Raw genomic sequence first — 18,875 nt, 5'->3', positions numbered from 1 at the left:
TGCCCCGGACGGTGTCGGGGTCCAGGAAGGCCCACTGGCCGTTGGGGTTGCACTCCAACATCACCCAAACGCCGTCCGAGCGCAGGGCGAAGTCGAAGGCGCCGACTGTCAGCGGGATTGGCCGAACCTGGTCAGCTGACCTGCGCAGTTGGCTGGCCAGCCTGAGGCGCGTGCCCGTGGGGCTCGGACCATCCCCGGGTGCGCGGGGGCCGCAGGCTGTCCACAGGGCGAAGAGCGGCCTGGTGCGGTGTCTGACGGGCGGGCTACGCTCGATTCGGGGGAGTTTTCGCTCCGCGCAGGTGCGTAACGCGCCCCCGAATCCAGTCTGACCGGTCCTCCCACCCGCCGCCAAGCCCCAATCTCCGCCTGTGGACGACCATCCCCGCGTGCGCGGGGAGGATGCTTCCTGGGCTGCGGGTCTATCCCTCGCGCAGGATCCTCACCAGGCGGGTCGTCCGCTCCTTCGCCGCGTTCTCCCGCACCCCGGTCTCCAGCCCGCCGCCGGTCGCGTCCACCAGCGACACGTGCCGCGTCGCGCGGGTCAGCGTCGTGTACACCTGCGGCCGCGACACCGGCACCTCGGGCGGGAACACCGCCACCACGGCGGGCCAGCGTCCCCCGTGCGCGGCGGCCACCGTCACCGCCCAGCCCGGGCGCAGCGCCGCCGGGTCGGTGACCTTCACCCGGCCGCCGCCGACCAGTTCCACCACGGCTCCGCCGTCAACCTTGCGCAGACGACCCGTGTCGCCGGGCCCGTAGCCGGGTCCCTCCGCCGTGAACAGCACCCGGTCGCCCACGTCGAACCCGCCGTGCGCACCCGGGCCCGGGTTCAGCCTCTCCTTGCACGCGGCGTTGACCGCCCGCGCACCCGCCGGGCCGTCCTCGCGCGCGGTCACCACCTGCACGTGCTCGGCCCCGATCCCCAACGCGCGCGGAATCGAGTCCGTCACCAGCTGCACCACCCGGTGCACCGCCTCCTCGGCCGACGCGGCCAGAACCCGCACGACCTCGCGTCCGGGCGCCTCCACCTCGGGAACCCCGCCCTCGGCCACGGCCGCCGCCAGCTCCGCGATCGGCCCCGGCGCGCTGTCGTCGGCCACCTCGGCCACGTGCGCGGTCCGCGACGCGGCCACGTCCAGCACCACCTGGCCCGGCGTCGCGGACGGCGCCTGGTTCGGGTCGGCCAGCAGCACCAGGTGGGCGTCGTCCGCGCACACCGACGCCAGCTCGGCGGCACGGGCCGCGCCCACCGACATCGCCTCGCAGAGCACCACCAGCCCGGCACCCACCGGCGCCTGCGCCAGCAGTTCGGACAGCGACACCGCCCGCACAGGGGACTTCGGGGACTCGTCGGACCCCTGTGCTCCCTGCGCCCCCTGTGTCTCCTGGGCTTCCTCGGCCTCTACGGCACCCTGCGTGTCAGGGGCCTCCGTCTCCTCAGCGTCATCAGCCTCCGCAGCCTCCTGAGGCTCTTCGCTTCCCTGAGTCTCTTCGGACCCCTCAGTCCCCTCAGCCCCCTCAGCCTTCTCGGCTTCCGGAGCCTCCTCAGCGTCCTCGGCCTCCGGCGCCTCTCCGGTGTCCCCGGTCTCCGCGGGAGTCTGCGCCCCCTCGGGACCCCCGGCCGCGGCCCGCTCCCCGCGGACCCGCGCCAGTTCGGCGTTGACCGCCGCCGCGGCCTGCGCGGTCGGCGCCGCCACCGCGATCCCCACCTGGCTGTCGGTGGCGATCGCGTCCAGGCACACCAGCGCCCGCGCGACCTCCGCGGCGTCGCCGGGGCCGTGCCGCAGCACCGTCACCGGGCGCAGGGTCGCCGTCACCAGGGCCTCGCGCGTGCGGTCCGAGATGGTGAACCCGCCCTGCTCCACGGCCGCGTCCACCGTCTCGCCCGCGGTCATCGAGTCCATGATCGGTTCGTTGCCGCCGATCAGCCGCAGCAGCTGGTCTCCCAACCGCTGTTCGGCGTGCCCCACGTCGGGCAGGGCGTAGAACAGCTCGGTGTCGGGCAGGTCCGGCACCCCGCCCCCGCCCTCGGTGAAGTCGAAGTCCTCGTCATCGTCCTCGTCGGTGCTCTCCAGCACCACCGCGCTCCCGTCGGCCACGGCCGCCTCCAGCGCGGCGGCCGGGTCGGCCACCCCGAGCTTGCCGACCACCGAGGCCAGCTTCCTCTCCTCCACCACGGTGTGCCCGCGCGCGGCGGACATCCGCAGCACGTGTTCGGTGAACGCCGCCAGCCGCCGGGGGTCGTCGGGCCGCGCGCCCTCGCCCAGGTGCCTGCGGGCGCAGAAGTCGGCCTGCTCCGCGGTCACCTGCGGCAGGCGCAGCAGCAGCCACGGGTTCGCGTCCAGCGCGGCGGCGGCCCCCGGCCCCAGCACGCCCAGCAGCCGGGGCGCCAGGGCGCCCGGCGCGCCCATCCGGTCAAGGACGGCACTGACCTGTTCTGCCTCGGACACCTCGGGCGGTTCCCCTCGTCGTACGGTTCACGGACTCTGGGGGAGCCTATCGACTGGCGACGACGCTCAGTTCCCGCTCCCGGGGTCCGCCCGCCGACGCCCGCCCCGGTTCCCCGCACTCCCCGGGCCTCCCGGACGCGCTTCGGAGTCTCCCCGACCCCGCGAACTAACCCCGCGAACGCCCCTGGTTCTCCCGCTTCCCCCGCCTTTCCCGCCTGCCCTGCCCCTCCCGTTTCCCCGGCTCCCCGGCCGGATCGCCCTCGCCGACGACCTGCCGCACGGCCGCGCACGGGTCGGTCGTGGGGGAGGACTCCTGGATGGCGACGGCCGCGCGCTGGGCGATCTGGCGGAACAGCTCGCGCGCGGGCGCGTCCAGACCCGCCAGGACCTGCTCCTCCACCTCACGCACCCGTTCGCTGGCCGCGGCCAGGACCTCGTGGCCGTGCGCGGTGGCGCACACCCGCCGCACCCGCCGGTCGCCGGGGTCGACCCGGCGCCGCACGAGGTCGGCCTCCTCCAGGTCGTCGAGGAGGTAGGTCATCACACTGCGGTCGATCAGCAGCCGCTCGGCCAGGGCCGCCTGCGTGGGGGGCTCGTCGAGCGAGACCGCGGTGAGCACGTGGTAGCCGCGGCTGCCGTGCGGGACGCCGTCCAGGACCGCCTCCACCCGCTCGTGCCACCGGCGCAGGACCACGGCCAGCGACCACCCCAGGTTCGTGTCCTGCCCCGGGTCCGCGACCGGGGCCGGGAGCGGGAGCGGGTCCGCGTCCTCTGCCGGGGGCCGACCGGGCTTCGGAGTGGGGAGTGCCATGCCCCGAGGCTACCAGGAATAGGTGGAACACAAGATAAGTTGTTGCCAACATCGTTGGTTTGACAAACTATTTTCGGCGTCCTCCCGAGGAGAGAACCCATGCCCGACTACGGACACCCCCTGAGGTTCGGCACCTTCGTCACACCCGCGGCGCAGGACCCCGACCGCACCGTCGCGCTCGCCGAACTCACCGAGGCGGCCGGACTGGACCTGGCCACCTTCCAGGACCACCCCTACAACCCCGGCTTCCTCGACACCTGGACCCTGCTCAGCTGGGTCGCCGCCCGCACCACGCGCCTGCGGGTGTCGGCCAACGTCCTCAACCTGCCCCTGCGCCCGCCCGGGGTGCTCGCCCGCGCCGCCGCCAGCCTCGACCTGCTCTCCCACGGCCGTCTCGAACTCGCCCTGGGCGCCGGGGCCTTCTGGGACGGCATCGAGGCCATGGGGGGCAGGCGCTTCACCCCGCGCCAGGCCGTCGACGCGCTCAGCGAGGGCATCGACGTCATCCGCGCCGTCTGGGACACCGACGCACGCGGCGGCGTCCGCGTGGACGGGGAGCACCACCGCGTGCGCGGCATGAAGCGCGGCCCCGCGCCCGCCCACGAGATCGGCATCAGCCTGGGCGCCTACAAGCCCCGCATGCTGCGCCTGGTCGGCGCCAAGGCGGACGGCTGGCTGCCCAGCCTCGGCTACCTCAAGCTGGAGGACATGGCCGAGGCCCACCGGACCATCGACGAGGCCGCGCTGGCCGCCGGGCGCGACCCCCGCCAGGTCCGCCGCATGCTCAACCTCGCCCAGAGCGCCTTCCTGCCCACCGGCAAGGACTTCCTCCAGGGCCCGCCCGAACAGTGGGTCGACGACCTGCTGCCCCTGGTCCTCGAACACGGCTACTCCACGTTCATCGTGGGCACCGACGACCCGCGCACCATCCAGACCTTCGGCGCCGAGGTCGCCCCCGCCCTGCGCGAGGCCGTCGACCGCGAACGCGCCGACGCGGGCACCGCCACCGGCCCGGCCCGCGCCGCCGCCTCCCTGGCCGCGCGCCGTCCCGGCATCGACTACGACGGCGTCCCCGAGAGCCTGCGCGAGCACGCCGTCGAACCCGGCGACCGCGCCTACGCCCGCGTGCGCCACGGCTACATGCAGCACGGCTCACCGGGCCTGGTCCTGCGCCCCGGCAGCGCCGAGGAGGTCGCCGAGGCCCTCGCCCACGCCCGCGCCCAGGACGCCGACCTGCACGTGCGCAGCGGCGGCCACGGCATCAGCGGGCGCTCCACCGGCGACGGGGGCGTCGTCGTGGACCTCGCGCGGATGAACGGCGTCGAGGTCCTGGACGCGGACTCCGGCCTGGTCCGGCTCGGCGCCGGAGCCCGCTGGGGCGAGGTCGCCGACACCCTCGCCGTCCACGGCCTGGCCCTCAGCTCGGGCGACCACGGGGGAGTGGGCGTCGGGGGTCTGGCCACCACCGGCGGCCTGGGTTACATGGCCCGCGCCCACGGCCTGACCATCGACAACGTCACCGCCGTCGAGGTCGTCACCGCGGACGGAACGCCCGTGCGCGCCGACGCCCTGAGCCACCCCGACCTGTTCTGGGCCATGCGCGGCGCGGGCGCCAACTTCGGTGTGCTCACCGCCGTCGAGGCCACGGCCGCCCCCGTGCGCGACGTGGTCCTCGGCCAGTTCGTCTACGACGCGACCGACACCGCCGCCTTCCTCCGGGCCTGGGGTGAGGTCGCCGTGGCCGCGCCGCGCGAGGTCACCGCCTTCCTCACGATGGGCCCCGCGCGCGGCGGACGCGGTCCCGCGGCCCAGGCCATGGTGGTCTACGCCGGGGACGACACCGACCTGGCCGTGCACGCGCTGGAGCCCTTCCTGTCCGTGGGCCCCGTCCTGGACCAGCGCGCCCAGCTCGCGCCCTACTCCGCGCTCCTGGTGCGCGCCGACGGGCCGCACCAGGGCCACGGGCTGCCCGAGTCGCGTTCGGGACTGCTGCGCCACATCACCCCGGACACGGCCGAGGGCCTGGCCGGGCTGCTCGCCTCGGGCGACGTCATGTTCATGCAGCTCAGACAGGTCGGCGGCGCGGTCAACGACGTCGCGGCCGACGCCACCGCCTACGCCCACCGGTCGCAGAACTTCTCACTGGCGGCCATGACGGCGACCCGCAGCGCCGCGCGCATGGACGAACGGTGGGCTGACCTGGACGAGCACCTGGAGGGCATGTACCTGAGCTTCGACACCCGCACCGGCCCCGAAGCGCTGGCGCGGGCCTTCCCCGAGCCCACCCTGGACAGGCTGCGGGCCCTCAAGGCCGTGTACGACCCGCACAACGTGTTCGACAAGAACTTCGCGATCCCGCCCGCGGCCCGGGTCTGAGCGGCCCGGCCGCGACAGGGAGCCAACGGGGGTCCGCCGCGCGGTGAGGGCGGGCCCGCCGGAGGGCTCGCCCACCGTGGGACCGGCTGTGGGCGCACCGCGCGGGTGGGGCGGGCACGGTCACCGGAGGGGCCTCCGCTGGTTCGCGCGGCCCGGGGACCGGGGGAGGGCAACCCGAGGCCGCCGCGGTCGTTCGCGCCCCCGCGTGCGCGGGCCCCGGAGGAGGGGGCCGGGGGCGGCACCGGCCGGAGGAGGGGCGTCAGCGCTCGTGGCGCGCCGTGGCGTCGTCGAGCGCGTCGCGGATCTTGGGCGGCAGCTCCACGCCCTCCACGCCCAGGACCTCCTCCAGCTGCGCGAGGGTGCGCGGTCCGACCACCGCCGCGGCCACGCCCTCCTGGTCGCGCGCCCAGCTCAGCGCCACCGCGAGCGGCGACACGCCCAGCCCCTCGGCCGCCGTGCACACCGACTCCACCACCCGGCGGCTGCGCTCGTCCAGGTAGGGCTCCACGTACGGCGCCATGTGGGGGAACGCCGCCCGCGAGTCCGGCGGCGTCCCGTTGCGGTACTTGGCGGTGAGCACACCGCGGCCCAGCGGCGACCACGCGATGAGGTGGGCCCCGGCCACCGCCGCGGCGGGCCGCAGACCGTGGTCGGCACTCCGGTTGAGCAGCGAGTACTCGGTCCCCACGCTCACCAGGGGCACCCGTCCGGGCCGCGCGCGCTGCCAGGTGGCCAGGGTCGCGAACTGCCACGACTCCAGGTTCCCCGTGCCCACGTAGCGGGCCTTGCCCGCCGCCACGGCAGTCTCCATCGCGGCCAGCGACTCCTCGGGCGGGGTGGCGGGGTCGAACACGTGCAGCTGCCACAGGTCCACGTAGTCGGTCTGCAGGCGCCGCAGCGAGGCGTCCAGGGAGGCCAGCAGGTGCCGCCGGGAGGCGTCCACCGGCCGGTAGCCGTCGGGCGTGTGGCCGGTCTTGGTGGCCACCACCACGTCCTCGCGGCGCACCGAGGCGCGCAGCAGGCGCCCCAGGATCCGCTCGCTCTGGCCGCCGGTGTAGATGTCCGCGGTGTCCACGAGCGTGCCGCCCGCGTCGACGAACGCGGTGAGCTGCTGCCCGGCCTCCTCCTCGGAGGTGTCCTTGCCCCAGGTCATCGTGCCGAGAGCGGTACGTGAGACCCAGAGCCCTGATCTGCCCACCTGTCGCTGTTCCATGCGGCGGAGAGTACCGCGTCCGTCCGACGCCGTCCCCGGACACACCCTCGCCACATCCCTCCGGGGCGGCCGCCACCGGGGCGTTCGCCGCGCTCACGGCCGTGTCCCGGGGCAGGGGGCGGGCGGCCCGAACCTGGTGGCCCGGATCCGCCCCACCCGGCCCGGCACACCGTTCCCGCGGCCCCGGCCGGGGTCCTGCGCTCCCGTCCGTTCCGGGCCTACCCTGTGACCATGGCGACACCCGCAGCACCCCAGGACACCCCGACCCCGCCGCCCCCACCCGAGGCGGTCACCCTCCTCCTCATCCGGCACGGGATGACCGACGCCACCGGCCCCCGCCTCGCGGGGCGCGCCGCGGGCGTCCACCTCAACGACACCGGCCGCGTCCAGGCCGCGCACCTGGCCGGTCGGCTCACCGGGCTCCGCCCGGCGGTCCTCGTCTCCAGCCCGCTCGAACGCTGCCAGGAGACCGCCGAGGCCGTCGCCGCGCAGCTCGGCGTCCCCGTCACCACCGACGAGCGCTTCGTCGAGTGCGACTACGGCTCCTGGACCGGCCGCGGTCTCGGCGAGCTGTCCGACGAACCCCTCTGGCGCGTGGTGCAGGACCACCCCAGCGCCGCGCGCTTCCCCGACGGGGAGGCCCTCGCGGCGTCCTCGGCCCGCGCGGTCGCGGCCGTCCGCGACTGGAACGGCCGCCTGCTCTCAGCACCGCACGCGTCCTCCGCCGCCGACGCCCCGTCCGCACCCGAGGACCCGCCCGTGTACGTGGTGTGCAGCCACGGCGACATCATCAAGTCCATCGTCGCCGACGCCCTGGGCATGCACCTGGACCTCTTCCAGCGCCTGCGGGTGGACCCCTGTTCGGTCACCTCCATCACCTACACACGCACCCGTCCCTTCCTCAACAAGCTCAACGACACCGGGGAGAGCCTGCCCGCCAGTCTGCCGACCCCCGCCGAGGCCAGCGGCGACGCGGCCGTGGGCGGCGGCGCCGGTTCCCAGGAGACCCCCGCCGACGCCCCCTGACGGGCCCTCCTCCGGCCCGGGACCTCTGGGAGGCCCCGGGCCCTGGAGCCCTGGACTCGTGCCCGGCCCCGGTGGGCCGTCGAGGAACCCCGGCGGTCCGCCGGGGCCACGGCCCGACCGTCAGGCGCGCCGGAGACCCCGGTCGGCGTCCTGCCTCCCCGAGACACGCCCTGCCTCACGGGTCAACGGGTCACTGGGCCACGATCATGTTCTGGCCCGCGCTGATGCGCCAGCCGTCCTCTCCCCGGGCGTGGACGTACAGCGCGCTGCCCGCGGGAGCGCCGGTCGGCTCCCCGTCCGCGTCCACCGCTGTCTGGGCCACCTGCACGGCGATCACGTCCGGGCGGATCTCCAGCAGGTTGGCCACCTCGTACCGGGCGTAGGAGTCCGCCAGCCTCGGCGCCATCTCCCTGGCGAACGCCGCGATCTGCGCGGAACCGACCATCCGCTTGCCCGCGGCCGAGGCCCACAGCGCGTCCCCGGCGTAGTGGCCGGCCAGCGCCACCGGGTCGTGGGCGTTGAAGGCGTCCTGCAGGCTGCGCACGAGACCGTGGATCTCGGCGCGGGACCCCGCGCGGTCCTCGGGGCTCCGGCGGGTACGGGTCTCGGCCTTCTCGGCGTCGCTCATGGTCACGTCCGTTCCTCTCGGGGGGCGGCGGTCCGCCCGCTGGAACAAACCAACAACCTCAACATTTGTTGAAGTCAAGGCGCCGTGGCGCAGCGCACGCCCGCCCCGCGCCCGCCTCCCCGCCCCCGGTACGGCTCACCAGCGCGTCCGACGGGTTTGGCGCCGGGACGCCCGCATCCCGTAAGGTTCTTGCCATGCCCGTCTTTCAGTTCAATCCGCCGGAGCGGTTCGTCGCGGGGACCGTGGGCCAGCCGGGAGACCGCACCTTCTTCCTCCAAGCCGTGGGCGAGGGGCGCATCACCAGCGTGGTTCTGGAGAAGGCGCAGGTCGAGGCGCTCGCCACCCGCATCGAGGAACTACTGGAAGAGGTGCACCGGCGCTTCGGCTCCCCGCCGGAGGACACCGCCCCGCCCGAGGACGACGCTCCCCTGGAGCAGCCCATCGAGCAGGACTTCCGGGTCGGCACCCTGGCCCTGGCCTGGGACGCCGAGGCCGCCCGCGTCATCATCGAGGCCCAGGAGATCGACGAGACCGCGGGCGAGGACCTGATCGAGGACGACGAGGAGGAGCTGGAGGTCTTCGCCGAGGAGGCCCCCGCCCACCGCGACGTCCTGCGCGTCTACCTCACCCCCGGTGCCGCCCGCTCCTTCGCCGGACGCGCGCTGAAGGTGGTCGCCGCCGGACGCCCGGACTGCCCGCTGTGCGGACGCCCGCTCGACCCCAACGGCCACATCTGCGTACGCCAGAACGGCTACCGGCCGGACAGCCTCGTCTGAGGCGCGGATGAGCACACCAGCGGCGGGCCACCGGGCACGCAGACCCGGGGGCCCGCGATGAGGGACACCGCCGACGCCTTCGACGGCCTCAGCCCGGCCGTCGGGCTCGACCTGCTCCGTACCGGCGAGATCACCGTGGAGGGGCGGCTGACCGCCGCCTCCAACGCCACCCTGTACTGCACCGTCTCCGACGGTGTGCGCTCCGCCGCCTGCGTGTACAAGCCGGTGGCGGGGGAGCGGCCGCTGTGGGACTTCCCCGACGGAACCCTGGCCGGGCGCGAGGTCAGCGCCCACGCCGTCTCCGAGGCGCTGGGCTGGGCGGTCGTCCCGCCCACGGTGCACCGCGACGGCCCGTTCGGCGAGGGCATGGTGCAGCTGTGGGTGCACGGCGACACCACCGTGGACCTGGTCGCCCTGGCACGGCAGACCGACAACGCCGCCCTGCGCCGCATGGCGGTGTTCGACGCGGTGATCAACAACTCCGACCGCAAGATCGGCCACCTGCTGCCCACCCCCGGCGGGCACCTGTACGGCTGCGACCACGGGGTCTCCCTCGCCGAGGACTACAAGCTGCGCACCGTGCTGTGGCAGTGGCAGGGCCAGCCGCTGCTCCAGGACGCCCTGGAGGCCCTGGAGTCGGTGCGCGACCAGCTCGCCGACGCGGACAGCGCCCTGTCCCGGGAGCTGGCGCTGCACCTGACCGGCCCGGAGGCCTACGCGGTGCGCAGCCGGGTGGACCTGCTCATCCGGCACGGCATCCACCCCTACCCGGCGCCGGACTGGCCCGCGGTGCCCTGGCCGCCGATCTGAGACCGGGCCCGGCTTCCGGCCGCCCGGCGCGACGGGCACGGGACGGGCGCCCCTGACTTCCTGTCTCCCGCGAACACCTGGACGGGCGCTTCCCCGAGCAGGAGCCCGCGACCGGGGCCGGACCGGTGTGAGGCTGTCCGGCTACCGGGGGGTGGGAATGGCGTGCTCCCTGCCCCTGACGGCACAATGGGGCACGTGAGCAACGAGTGGAACTACCTATTCGACATGGACGGCGTGCTCGTACGCGAGCAGCACCCCATCCCGGGCGCGGACGAGCTCATCGCGGAGCTGCGCGAGAACGGGATCCCGTTCATGGTGTTGACCAACAACTCCATCTACACCCCCCGCGATCTGCGCGCGCGTCTGCTCAGTTCGGGCCTGGACATCCCCGAGGAGTCGATCTGGACGTCGGCCCTGGCCACCGCCCAGTTCCTCCAGACCCAGCGCCCCAACGGGTCGGCCTACGTCGTCGGTGAGTCCGGACTGACCACCGCCCTGCACAACGTCGGCTACGTGATGACCGAGCACGACCCCGACTACGTGGTGCTCGGTGAGACCCGCACCTACAGCTTCGAGGCCATAACCCGCGCGATCCGGCTGGTCCTCGGCGGCGCCCGGTTCATCGCCACCAACCCCGACGAGACAGGTCCCACCGCCGAGGGCCCGCTGCCCGCCACGGGTGCGGTCGCCGCGCTGATAGAGAAGGCCACCAGACGCCGCCCCTACTTCGTGGGCAAGCCCAACCCGCTGATGATGCGGTCGGCGCTGCGCCGGATCGGCGCGCACTCGGAGAACACCCTGATGGTGGGCGACCGGATGGACACCGACGTGCTCAGCGGTCTGGAGGCGGGCCTCCAGACCGTGCTGGTGCTCTCGGGCATCTCCGGGCGCGAGACCGCCGAGCAGTTCCCCTACCGCCCGACCCGCGTGATCGGGTCGGTGAAGGACCTGGTGGGCATCACCCACGATCCCTTCCAGCGGGACTGACACCCGGACACGACGACGGGGGCGGCGGACCGTGTCCGCCGCCCCCGGGTGTCGCGGGGTGTCAGGCGCTCTGCCGCTGCCTGGCGAGCTCCTCCACCTTGGCCGCCTCCTCGCGGCGGCGGGCGCGGAGCAGGGCCAGGCGCTCGGCGAGGACCTCCTCCAGGTCCTCCATGCTCCGGCGCTCCAGGAGCATGTCCCAGTGGGTGCGCGTGGGCTTGGCGTTCTTGGGCTCCTCGCCGGAGCCGTCCCGCCGCAGGGCGCGGTCGCCGCAGAAACGGCACTCCCACTCGGCGGGAATCTCTGCCTCGGTCGCGAAGGTGACCGAGAAGCGGTGGCCCCGGGTGCAGTCGTAGGTGACTTCCTGCCGCGGAGCCAGGTCGGTGTTGCGGTCGTTCTCGTAGCTCGTCGCCCCGAGCCGGGTGCCGCGAAGTGCTCGCTCGGCCATCGTGTGGGTGCCTCCAGGCGCTTGTGCGGTCTCGCGGGGTGTAACGCGTCGGTCCACGTCAAGATTCCCCGCTGACCTGAGGTCGAACCACCTCCGGCGCCCGGGGGCCACCCCGATCCCAAAACATCGTCCGGTGCGCCGAGTGTGGCACATGTGACCTGGGACACTCCAGGCTGGCTGTTTCGGGTGTGTCTCTATATACGCCTGCCAGGGGCGAAAAACGTCCGCTAAGCCCTGCTTTCGCCTTCCCGGCACACCCTCCTCCCTGGTGGGGGAGGGCGCCGCGCCTCCGCGACCGAATCAGCGGCCGCGCGATCCCGCCGGTCGCCGCCCACGACCGCGGGGCGGTCTTCTCGGATCCCCGCCCGTCACACTGTGTCCACCCTTACCGCGCTTCCCTCCGGGCCCGTCGCCGCACGGTTCCCGCAGTTCACGACTGGAAAAGGCGTGCGCCCGACAATGGCTTCAGGAAAGGGGCGGGCCTTCTCCCACTGTGGATTATCACTCTCCGGAACGCGCGCTGTGGTAGGGAATGACGCTCTCCGTCCCCCGGTGTGCGATAAGGATCCATTATGCCGACATGGCTGCCCGAGGTGTCTGGTGGTATGTTGACTCGCCGTACACCGAAAAGCTTAGGTTGGGGAAATTCGTCCCCTTCCTTTAGGTGTGCCCAGCGTGCCGGAAATGTCCCCTTCGGTGCGTCCGCCCGTGCCGGAACCAGGAGCGACGGCGCGGCTGGACGTGGAGCCCCATGACTGCTGAGACCCCCCTCCCCCGAGGAGCCCTGCCCGCGTGGCTGTCCGCGCCGCGCTGGCTCCTCCTCCCGCTCGCGGCGCTGCCCTTCTGGGCCGTGCTCCCGTGGGCCGTGCCCGAGGCCCGGACCCTGCCCGTCCTGGCCGCCTCCGCGGTCCTCCTCCTGCTCCTGCTGGTCCTCGCGGTGCTCCTCAACCAGCGCGACCGGCGGCTCCGCGACCTGGGTGCCCGGCTCGACGCGCTGCGCGCCGACAGCGCCTCCCTGGCCGACGAGCACCTGCCCCTCCTGGCCCGGCGCCTGCGCGCGGGTGACTCCGCCGACACCGCCCTGCGCGCCCTGCCCCTTCCCGCCGACCACGGGAGCCGCGCCGTCCTGCGGGCCGCCGCCACCGAGATCGCCGCGGCCGAACGCCGACGCTCGGCCGCGATGGCCGCCTGCGCCACCGCCGCGGGGCGCGTCCAGGCCCTGAGCACCACCATGCTCGCCGACCTGCGCCGGATGCAGGAGCGCCACGGCGACGGTGACGCGAACGCCGACATCCTCGGCGACCTCATGCACCTGGACCACAGCACCGCCCAGACCGGACGCGTCGCCGACAGCATCGCCGTCCTCACCGGGGCCCGCTCCGGCCGCCGCTGGGGCCGGGCCATCGGCATGGAGAGCGTCGTCCGCGGCGCCATGGCCCGCATCGGCGCCTACCAGCGCGTACGCGTGCACAACGCCTCCACCCAGGCGGTCGCCGGGTTCGCCGCCGAGGGCGTCATCCACGCCCTGGCCGAGATCCTGGACAACGCCACCAGGTTCTCTCCGCCCACCGCCGAGGTCCACGTCCACGTGGAGGAGGTCCAGGCCGGGATCGCGGTCATGGTCGAGGACGGCGGTCTGGTCATGGGGGAGGAGGCCCTGCGCCGCGCCCGCCGCACCGTCGAGAACGGCCTGGACCTGGCCGCCATCTCCGGAACCCGCCTGGGCCTCTCGGTCGTCGGCCAGATCGCCCACCGCTACGGCCTGTCGGTGTCCTTCCGCTCCTCCTCGCGGGGCGGCACCGCGGTCGTCCTCCTGCTGCCCCGCAAGCTCGTCAAACCCCTCCCCGCGCCCGCGGTCCCCGACTCCCCGGCGCCCCCGCCCGGGGCCGCACGGGAACCCCGGACCACCCCCACGCCCGTCCCGGCCGCTCCGGCCGAGGCGGAGACCACCGCCGAGGACGTCGGCGGACTGCCCCGGCGCCGCCGCGGCCGGACCCTCGCGGCGGCCGAGAACACCAGGCCCGCACCGCGCAGGAGCAACCCCGCCGCCGTGGCGAGGGGCTTCGGCGAGTTCCGCTCCGCGGTGCGCGGCCCGACCGACAAGGACGCATGATGGACCTCGACAAGCTGACCTGGCTCCTCGAAGGCCTCCTGGAACGCACGCCCGGCACCCGCCACGCCCTCGTGCTCTCCCGCGACGGGCTCAAGCTGTGCCACAGCTCCGGCCTGCGCGCCGACAGCGCCGACCACCTCGCCGCGATCGCCGCCGGGGTGCAGAGCCTGGCGCACAGCGCCTCGGTGGAGTTCGGGGACGGGGCGGGCGGCGTCCGCCAGGCCATGGCCGAGTTCTACGGCGGACTGCTCTTCATCGTCGAGGCCGGACACGGCGCCCACCTGGCCGTCATCACCTCCGAGGAGGCCGAACCCGGCCTGGTCGGCCACAACATGAACGAGCTGGTCGAGCAGATGGGTGAGTACCTGACCACCCCGCCCCGCGCCGCCGCGGGACCGGTATGACCCGCCCGCACCACCAGGAGGGGCCCGACCGCCTCTACGTCATCACCTCGGGCCGCAGCGGCGGGGCCGACGAGTCCCTGGACGCGGTGACCCTCATCGTGGCCGAGAGCGGGCCCGCCCCCGGCATGCAGTCCGAGCACGCCCGGATCCTGCGGCTGTGCCGCGGCCCGACGGCGGTGGTGGAGATCTCCGCCCACCTGCGCCTGCCCGTGGCGATCGTGCGCATCCTGGTCACCGACCTCCTCGACACCGGCCTGGTCACCGCGCGCCATCCCCGGCCCGCGCCCTCGCCGGCCCGACCCCTCGCCTCCCCGGACGTGTTGGAGAAGGTGCTCGTTGCACTCCACAACCTCTGATCCCCCCGCGGCCCCGCCCCCGGCCGCCTCCGCGGACCCCGCCCGCGTCCCGCTGCCCGACACCGCCGAGTACGCCCTCAAGATCGCGGTCGTGGGCGGCTTCGGGGTCGGCAAGACCACCCTGGTCCGCTCGGTCAGCGAGATCCGCCCGCTCAGCACCGAGGAGACCATGACCCGGGCGGGGCACGGGGTCGACGACGTGGACGGCGTGGAGGCCAAACGCGTCACCACCGTCGCCTTCGACTTCGGCCGCATCACCCTGGACGCCACCTCGGTGCTCTACGTCTTCGGCGCCCCGGGCCAGGAGCGCTTCTGGTTCCTGTGGGACCGCCTGTTCTCCGGAGCCTTGGGCGCGGTCGTCCTGGTCGACACCCGCCGCCTGGAGGACTCCTTCTACGCCATCGACCGCCTGGAGGCCCAGGGCACCCCCTTCGTCGTGGCCCACAACGACTTCGGCGGGACCGGCCACAGCCTGGAGAAGGTGCGCGCCGCCCTGGACCTGGACGCCTCCGTCCCCCTGCTGCGCTGCGACGCGCGCTCGCGCGACTCGGCCAAACAGGTCCTCATCGCGCTGGTCGACCACGTCCGCGCCCTGGTCACGGGAGGCACCCGGTGAGCGGCCCCCACTCCTGCCCGGTCCACCTCCACGGCCCCGGCTTCCGGGACGACCCCGGCGGCCTCTACCGGACCATGCGCGCCGAGCACGGTTCGGTGGTGCCCGTGCTCCTGGAGGGCGACGTGCCCGCGTGGCTGGTCATCGGCTACCGCGAGCTGCACCACGTGCTCAGCACCCCCGAGGTGTTCGCGCGCGCCTCGCACCGGTGGAACGCCTGGGACCGGGTGCCGCCGGACTGGCCGCTGCTGCCGCTGGTGATGCAACTGCCCACGGTCCTGTACTCGGAAGGGGACGAGCACCGCAGGCGCGCAGGCGCGGTCGGTGACGCCCTCGCCGGGACCGACCCGCACGAGCTGCGCGCGGTCACCGCCCGCCTGGCCGACCGCCTCGTCGACGGGTTCTGCGCCTCGACCGGGACGGACCTGCGCCCCTCCTACACCGCGCGCCTGCCGGCCCTGGTGCTGAGCTGGCTCTACGGGCTGGACGACGAGCGGGGCGACCACGTCGCCTCCCTCATGACCACCATGATCGACGGCGGCGCCCGGGCGCTGGAGGCCCAGCGCGCCCTCCTGGCCGCCATGGCCGAACTCGTCGCCCGGCGGCGCGCCGAACCCGGGTCCGACGTGGTCTCGCGCCTGCTCGCCCACCCCGCGGGCTACACCGACGAGGAGGCCGTCCCCGAGCTGGTCGTCCTGCTCGGGGGCGGCAACCAGCCCACCGGCGAGTGGCTGGGCAACGCGCTGCGCCTGATGCTCACCGACGACCACTTCGCCTCCTCCCTCGCGGGCGCCCGCCACAGCGCCCGGGAGGCCCTCAACGAGGTCCTGTGGGAGGACACCCCCACACAGGTCCACGCGGGCCGCTTCGCCGTCCACGACGTGGAGCTGGACGGACAGCTCATCCGCCGGGGAGACCTGGTGCTGCTCGGGCTGGCGGGGGCCAACACCGACCCGCGTGTGCGCTCCGCGGTCCCCGCCTCCGGTGACCGGGGCAACCACGCCCACCTGTCCTTCTCCCACGGCGAGCACTCCTGTCCCTACCCGGCCCAGGAGATCGCCGAGATCATCGCGGTGACCGGAATCGAGGTCCTCATGGACCGGCTGCCCGACCTCGAACTGGCCGTCGACCCCTCCGAACTGCGATGGCGCCCCTCGCCCTGGGTGCGGGGCGTCGCCTCACTGCCCGTGGCCTTCACCCCCGTACCGCCCCTGGGAGCGATCTGATGCCCTGCCCCGTCCAGCACGACCCCCACGGCACCCTGGTCCTGGACCCCCACGTCACCGACCTGCGCGCCGAGCGCGAGGCCCTGTACGCCGCCGGGCCCCTCACCCGGGTCGAGCTGCCGGGCGGCGTGACCGCCTGGGCCGTCACCCACCACGAGGCCGCCCGCGCGCTGCTCACCGACCCCCGCCTGGTCAAGGACGTCGCCCACTGGGACGACTACCAGAGCGGCCGCATCCCCGAGGCCTGGCCGCTGCTCAGCACCATCCCGCCGACCCCCACCAACCTCCTGGGCACCGACGGGGCCGAGCACCGCAGGCTGCGCCTGCTCACCGCCCGGGCCTTCTCCGCGCGCAGCGTCGAGCGCCTGCGCCCGCGCATCCATGAGCTCACCGCCGAACTGCTCGACGCCATGGAGCCCCGCGCGCACCAACCCCTGGACCTGAAGTCGGAGTTCGCCTTCCAGCTGCCGATGAACGTCATCGGCGAGCTGTACGGGGTGGACCGGAGCGAGTTCGACCGCCTGCGCGAGCTGTACGTGAAGTTCTTCTCCTCGGTCACCGGCCCCGAGGAGTTCATGGAGGTCTACGCCACCCTGGAGAAGTACTACGACGACATGGTCGCCGACAGGCGCGCCCGGCCCGGAAACGACCTGACCAGCGAACTCCTCCGGGCGGATGAGAACGGCGACGTCCTCACCGACCTGGAGGTGCGCGGCACCCTCCAGGTCACCGTGGCCGCGGGGCACGAGACCACCGTCAACCTGCTGTCCAACGCCGTGCGCGCCCTGCTCGCCCACCCCGAGCAGTTCGCCCTGGTCAAGGAGGGCAGGGTCGGCTGGGACGCGGTCGTGGAGGAGACGCTGCGCTACGACCCGCCCACCTCCAACATGATCTTCCGGTTCGCCACCGAGGACGTCGAGGCCGCCGGGAGCACGATCCGCAAGGGGGAGGCGCTCATGGTCTCCTACGGGGCGGTCAGCCGCGACCGGGCCGAGCACGGTGAGGACCCCCACCCCGACGCCTTCGACCTCACCCGGTCCGGAGGCCGCCACATCTCCTTCGGGTACGGGCCGCACGTGTGCCCCGGCGCGACCCTGGCCCGCATGGAGGGGCGGATCGCCCTGCCCATGCTCTTCGAGCGCTACCCCGACCTGGAGCTGGCGGTCCCCGACGGGGAGCTGCGCAACCACCCCTCGATCATCGTCAACAGCCTCCAGGAACTGCCCGTGCTGCTGCGTCCCTGACGCGGTGGCCGCAAGGCGCACCGGTCCGCTTCTTGCGCCGTGATCTTGTACTTGTAGCGAGGTTGGACGGTCGAGACGCGCTATAAGTACAAGATCACCGGGGGATGGGCCCCTCCCACCACACCGGCAACGGTTCCGGCCAGCCTGCCAGCCCGCCAGCCCGCCGGGCGGCCCCGGGAGCGGCCTCCCCGCCGTGTCCCGGGGCCCGCGTGGGCCTCGGGGCGGCCCCCGCGCCAAGAAGTCCTTACGTCGTGCGACCCCCGTGTTGACGCCTCCCGGCCGTAGGCTCGGCTGGCCGCCGGTTCGCACAGGGGGAGAACGGACATGACGCCGACCAGGTTGGCCGCCGCCGCGGCCCTGGCCCTGATCGTCACCTCCGGCTGCGGGGCGCTGCGGGACGCGGCCCCGACCGGGGAGGGGGCGGGGGAGGGACGGACGGTCCAGCCCACCGACCTGCCCGGGCCCCGGCCCGGACAGCCGGACGCCGACGGCGCGACGCGCGGGCCCGAGCGGTCCGCGGCACCGAGCGCCGAGCCCCGGGGCAGGCCCTCCCCGCACGCCCCCCTCGCCGGAACCGACGGGGAGGACGCGCGCGCGGTGGCGGCGTCGGGGAGGACCGTGGCGGAGTACGTGGACGCCCTGGCCCGGGCCGGGGACCCCGGACGGATGCGCGAGGGGCTGCCCCGCACCGCCGAGGACTCCGCCGCCCGCGCCTACCTCCTCCACCAGGCGGCGGTCGCCCAGGCCTGGGCCGACGAGGGCCGCCCCGCCTGGAACGCCGAGGTCGGGCACACCCCGGACGGCTACGAACTGTGCCCCGGCGGCGACCCGGACGCCGAACCGGACGCCGAACCGGCCTGCGTCGCCTACGGCGGATTCACCGCGGAGGACGGCCTGCTCACCGACCTTCGCGTGGACGGCCGCGATCCGGGCCCCGGCCTGCTGGTCGCCGAGGACGTGACGGACGAGTCCGAGGGGGTGCGCGCCCGGCTGCTGACCGCCTACCGCGCCGCCCCCGACGAGCCCCTGGCGGTGACGGTGGAGTTCACCACCGACGACGGCGTCAGTCTCGACCTGCTCCAGGCCTCCTACGTGGGAGGCGGGAGCGGCGGCGGTGACGGTGGGGGCGACGGCGGTGAGCACCGGGCGAGCGAGGCGGTGGGGCGCTACGCGCTCGACGCCGGAGAGGGCACCCACGCCGCGTTCTTCTTCCCCGAGGCGGAACCCGGCGGCACGCTCACGGTGGGCGGCTGCCTGGAGGAGTGCTCGGCCATGGTCGACATCGAACTGCCTGTCGGGTAGCGGGTCGCCCGGAAGTGTTCCCGGTGTGACGGGAGGTCCCTGACCTGCGGCGAAAGGGGGCGGGCCGGTGAGCCTTCGCGGCCGCCGCCCTACCC

At 74.3% G+C, this 18,875-nt stretch carries 17 protein-coding genes; 12 read left to right on the top strand and 5 right to left on the bottom strand.

The window, feature by feature from the left end; genetic code table 11:
* Positions 1-419: 419 nt before the first annotated feature.
* A complete protein-coding gene (locus FYW99_RS14245; RefSeq protein WP_150252518.1) occupies positions 420-2,450 on the bottom strand; it encodes a helix-hairpin-helix domain-containing protein in 2,031 nt (676 codons plus the stop codon).
* Between the two features lie 166 nt (positions 2,451-2,616).
* The gene (locus FYW99_RS14240) at positions 2,617-3,261 is read right to left on the bottom strand and encodes a MarR family winged helix-turn-helix transcriptional regulator (protein WP_150252517.1); all 645 of its coding nucleotides are present in this window, start codon (positions 3,259-3,261) and stop codon (positions 2,617-2,619) included.
* A 99-nt stretch (positions 3,262-3,360) separates the two neighbouring features.
* Between FYW99_RS14240 and FYW99_RS14235 the strand changes: the two genes are divergently transcribed.
* Positions 3,361-5,637, top strand: coding sequence for an LLM class flavin-dependent oxidoreductase (locus tag FYW99_RS14235; protein WP_150252516.1), 2,277 nt, complete (start codon positions 3,361-3,363; stop codon positions 5,635-5,637).
* Positions 5,638-5,896: 259 nt separating this feature from the next.
* Here the strand turns inward: FYW99_RS14235 and FYW99_RS14230 are convergent, their stop codons facing one another.
* Positions 5,897-6,850, bottom strand: coding sequence for an aldo/keto reductase (locus FYW99_RS14230; protein WP_190394661.1), 954 nt, complete (start codon positions 6,848-6,850; stop codon positions 5,897-5,899).
* 231 nt (positions 6,851-7,081) lie between these two features.
* On the opposite strand from FYW99_RS14230, the gene FYW99_RS14225 reads away from it, so the two are divergent.
* Positions 7,082-7,876 (top strand): MSMEG_4193 family putative phosphomutase, encoded by a 795-nt coding sequence (locus FYW99_RS14225; protein ID WP_150252515.1) that lies wholly within the window; start codon positions 7,082-7,084, stop codon positions 7,874-7,876.
* Between the two features lie 190 nt (positions 7,877-8,066).
* Here FYW99_RS14225 and FYW99_RS14220 read toward each other — a convergent pair whose 3' ends face one another.
* Entirely contained in the window at positions 8,067-8,504 is a 438-nt protein-coding gene (locus FYW99_RS14220; protein ID WP_150252686.1) for an SgcJ/EcaC family oxidoreductase, read from the bottom strand.
* Positions 8,505-8,698: 194 nt separating this feature from the next.
* Here FYW99_RS14220 and FYW99_RS14215 point away from each other — a divergent pair, with 194 nt between their 5' ends.
* From FYW99_RS14215 to FYW99_RS14205, 3 genes are all read left to right on the top strand, one after another.
* A complete protein-coding gene (locus FYW99_RS14215) occupies positions 8,699-9,280 on the top strand; it encodes a DUF3090 domain-containing protein (protein WP_150252514.1) in 582 nt (193 codons plus the stop codon).
* Between the two features lie 57 nt (positions 9,281-9,337).
* On the top strand, positions 9,338-10,090 hold the full coding sequence (locus FYW99_RS14210; protein WP_150252513.1) for an SCO1664 family protein: 753 nt from the start codon (positions 9,338-9,340) through the stop codon (positions 10,088-10,090).
* A 186-nt stretch (positions 10,091-10,276) separates the two neighbouring features.
* Positions 10,277-11,077, top strand: a complete 801-nt coding sequence (locus FYW99_RS14205; protein WP_150252685.1) for an HAD-IIA family hydrolase — start codon at positions 10,277-10,279, stop codon at positions 11,075-11,077.
* Between the two features lie 61 nt (positions 11,078-11,138).
* Here FYW99_RS14205 and FYW99_RS14200 read toward each other — a convergent pair whose 3' ends face one another.
* The gene (locus tag FYW99_RS14200; protein ID WP_097637386.1) at positions 11,139-11,522 is read right to left on the bottom strand and encodes an RNA polymerase-binding protein RbpA; all 384 of its coding nucleotides are present in this window, start codon (positions 11,520-11,522) and stop codon (positions 11,139-11,141) included.
* Between the two features lie 751 nt (positions 11,523-12,273).
* On the opposite strand from FYW99_RS14200, the gene FYW99_RS14195 reads away from it, so the two are divergent.
* The 7 genes from FYW99_RS14195 to FYW99_RS14165 all read left to right on the top strand — a co-directional run bounded on the left by FYW99_RS14195 (position 12,274) and on the right by FYW99_RS14165 (position 18,780).
* The gene (locus tag FYW99_RS14195; RefSeq protein WP_190394660.1) at positions 12,274-13,635 is read left to right on the top strand and encodes an ATP-binding protein; all 1,362 of its coding nucleotides are present in this window, start codon (positions 12,274-12,276) and stop codon (positions 13,633-13,635) included.
* Positions 13,635-14,039 carry a roadblock/LC7 domain-containing protein gene (locus FYW99_RS14190; RefSeq protein WP_061081374.1) on the top strand — a complete coding sequence of 135 codons (405 nt, stop codon included), beginning with the start codon at positions 13,635-13,637 and terminating at the stop codon, positions 14,037-14,039. The genes FYW99_RS14195 and FYW99_RS14190 overlap by 1 nt, the downstream gene beginning before the upstream one ends.
* Positions 14,036-14,395 (top strand): DUF742 domain-containing protein, encoded by a 360-nt coding sequence (locus FYW99_RS14185; protein ID WP_061081373.1) that lies wholly within the window; start codon positions 14,036-14,038, stop codon positions 14,393-14,395. The genes FYW99_RS14190 and FYW99_RS14185 overlap by 4 nt, the downstream gene beginning before the upstream one ends.
* Positions 14,376-15,011, top strand: a complete 636-nt coding sequence (locus FYW99_RS14180; RefSeq protein WP_150252512.1) for a GTP-binding protein — start codon at positions 14,376-14,378, stop codon at positions 15,009-15,011. The genes FYW99_RS14185 and FYW99_RS14180 overlap by 20 nt, the downstream gene beginning before the upstream one ends.
* On the top strand, positions 15,008-16,234 hold the full coding sequence (locus FYW99_RS14175; RefSeq protein WP_150252511.1) for a cytochrome P450: 1,227 nt from the start codon (positions 15,008-15,010) through the stop codon (positions 16,232-16,234). Before FYW99_RS14180 ends, FYW99_RS14175 begins: the two co-directional genes overlap by 4 nt.
* Positions 16,234-17,478, top strand: coding sequence for a cytochrome P450 family protein (locus FYW99_RS14170; protein WP_150252510.1), 1,245 nt, complete (start codon positions 16,234-16,236; stop codon positions 17,476-17,478). The genes FYW99_RS14175 and FYW99_RS14170 overlap by 1 nt, the downstream gene beginning before the upstream one ends.
* Before the next feature lie 324 nt (positions 17,479-17,802).
* On the top strand, positions 17,803-18,780 hold the full coding sequence (locus FYW99_RS14165) for a hypothetical protein (RefSeq protein WP_150252509.1): 978 nt from the start codon (positions 17,803-17,805) through the stop codon (positions 18,778-18,780).
* Positions 18,781-18,875: the final 95 nt, after the last annotated feature.

Origin of the sequence: Nocardiopsis deserti (genome assembly GCF_008638355.1) — a bacterium.
Classification (GTDB): domain Bacteria; phylum Actinomycetota; class Actinomycetes; order Streptosporangiales; family Streptosporangiaceae; genus Nocardiopsis; species Nocardiopsis alborubida.
This window is presented reverse-complemented; position numbering and strand designations above follow the sequence as displayed.

Bases quoted from the DNA above. Each gene is read 5' to 3' on its own strand.
- FYW99_RS14240 (WP_150252517.1), bottom strand. From the start codon at position 3,261: ATGGCACTCCCCACTCCGAAGCCCGGTCGGCCCCCGGCAGAGGACGCG.
- FYW99_RS14235 (WP_150252516.1), top strand. From the start codon at position 3,361: ATGCCCGACTACGGACACCCCCTGAGGTTCGGCACCTTCGTCACACCC.
- FYW99_RS14230 (WP_190394661.1), bottom strand. From the start codon at position 6,850: ATGGAACAGCGACAGGTGGGCAGATCAGGGCTCTGGGTCTCACGTACC.
- FYW99_RS14225 (WP_150252515.1), top strand. From the start codon at position 7,082: ATGGCGACACCCGCAGCACCCCAGGACACCCCGACCCCGCCGCCCCCA.
- FYW99_RS14220 (WP_150252686.1), bottom strand. From the start codon at position 8,504: ATGAGCGACGCCGAGAAGGCCGAGACCCGTACCCGCCGGAGCCCCGAG.
- FYW99_RS14215 (WP_150252514.1), top strand. From the start codon at position 8,699: ATGCCCGTCTTTCAGTTCAATCCGCCGGAGCGGTTCGTCGCGGGGACC.
- FYW99_RS14210 (WP_150252513.1), top strand. From the start codon at position 9,338: ATGAGGGACACCGCCGACGCCTTCGACGGCCTCAGCCCGGCCGTCGGG.
- FYW99_RS14205 (WP_150252685.1), top strand. From the start codon at position 10,277: ATGGGGCACGTGAGCAACGAGTGGAACTACCTATTCGACATGGACGGC.
- FYW99_RS14200 (WP_097637386.1), bottom strand. From the start codon at position 11,522: ATGGCCGAGCGAGCACTTCGCGGCACCCGGCTCGGGGCGACGAGCTAC.
- FYW99_RS14195 (WP_190394660.1), top strand. From the start codon at position 12,274: ATGACTGCTGAGACCCCCCTCCCCCGAGGAGCCCTGCCCGCGTGGCTG.
- FYW99_RS14190 (WP_061081374.1), top strand. From the start codon at position 13,635: ATGGACCTCGACAAGCTGACCTGGCTCCTCGAAGGCCTCCTGGAACGC.
- FYW99_RS14185 (WP_061081373.1), top strand. From the start codon at position 14,036: ATGACCCGCCCGCACCACCAGGAGGGGCCCGACCGCCTCTACGTCATC.
- FYW99_RS14170 (WP_150252510.1), top strand. From the start codon at position 16,234: ATGCCCTGCCCCGTCCAGCACGACCCCCACGGCACCCTGGTCCTGGAC.
- FYW99_RS14165 (WP_150252509.1), top strand. From the start codon at position 17,803: ATGACGCCGACCAGGTTGGCCGCCGCCGCGGCCCTGGCCCTGATCGTC.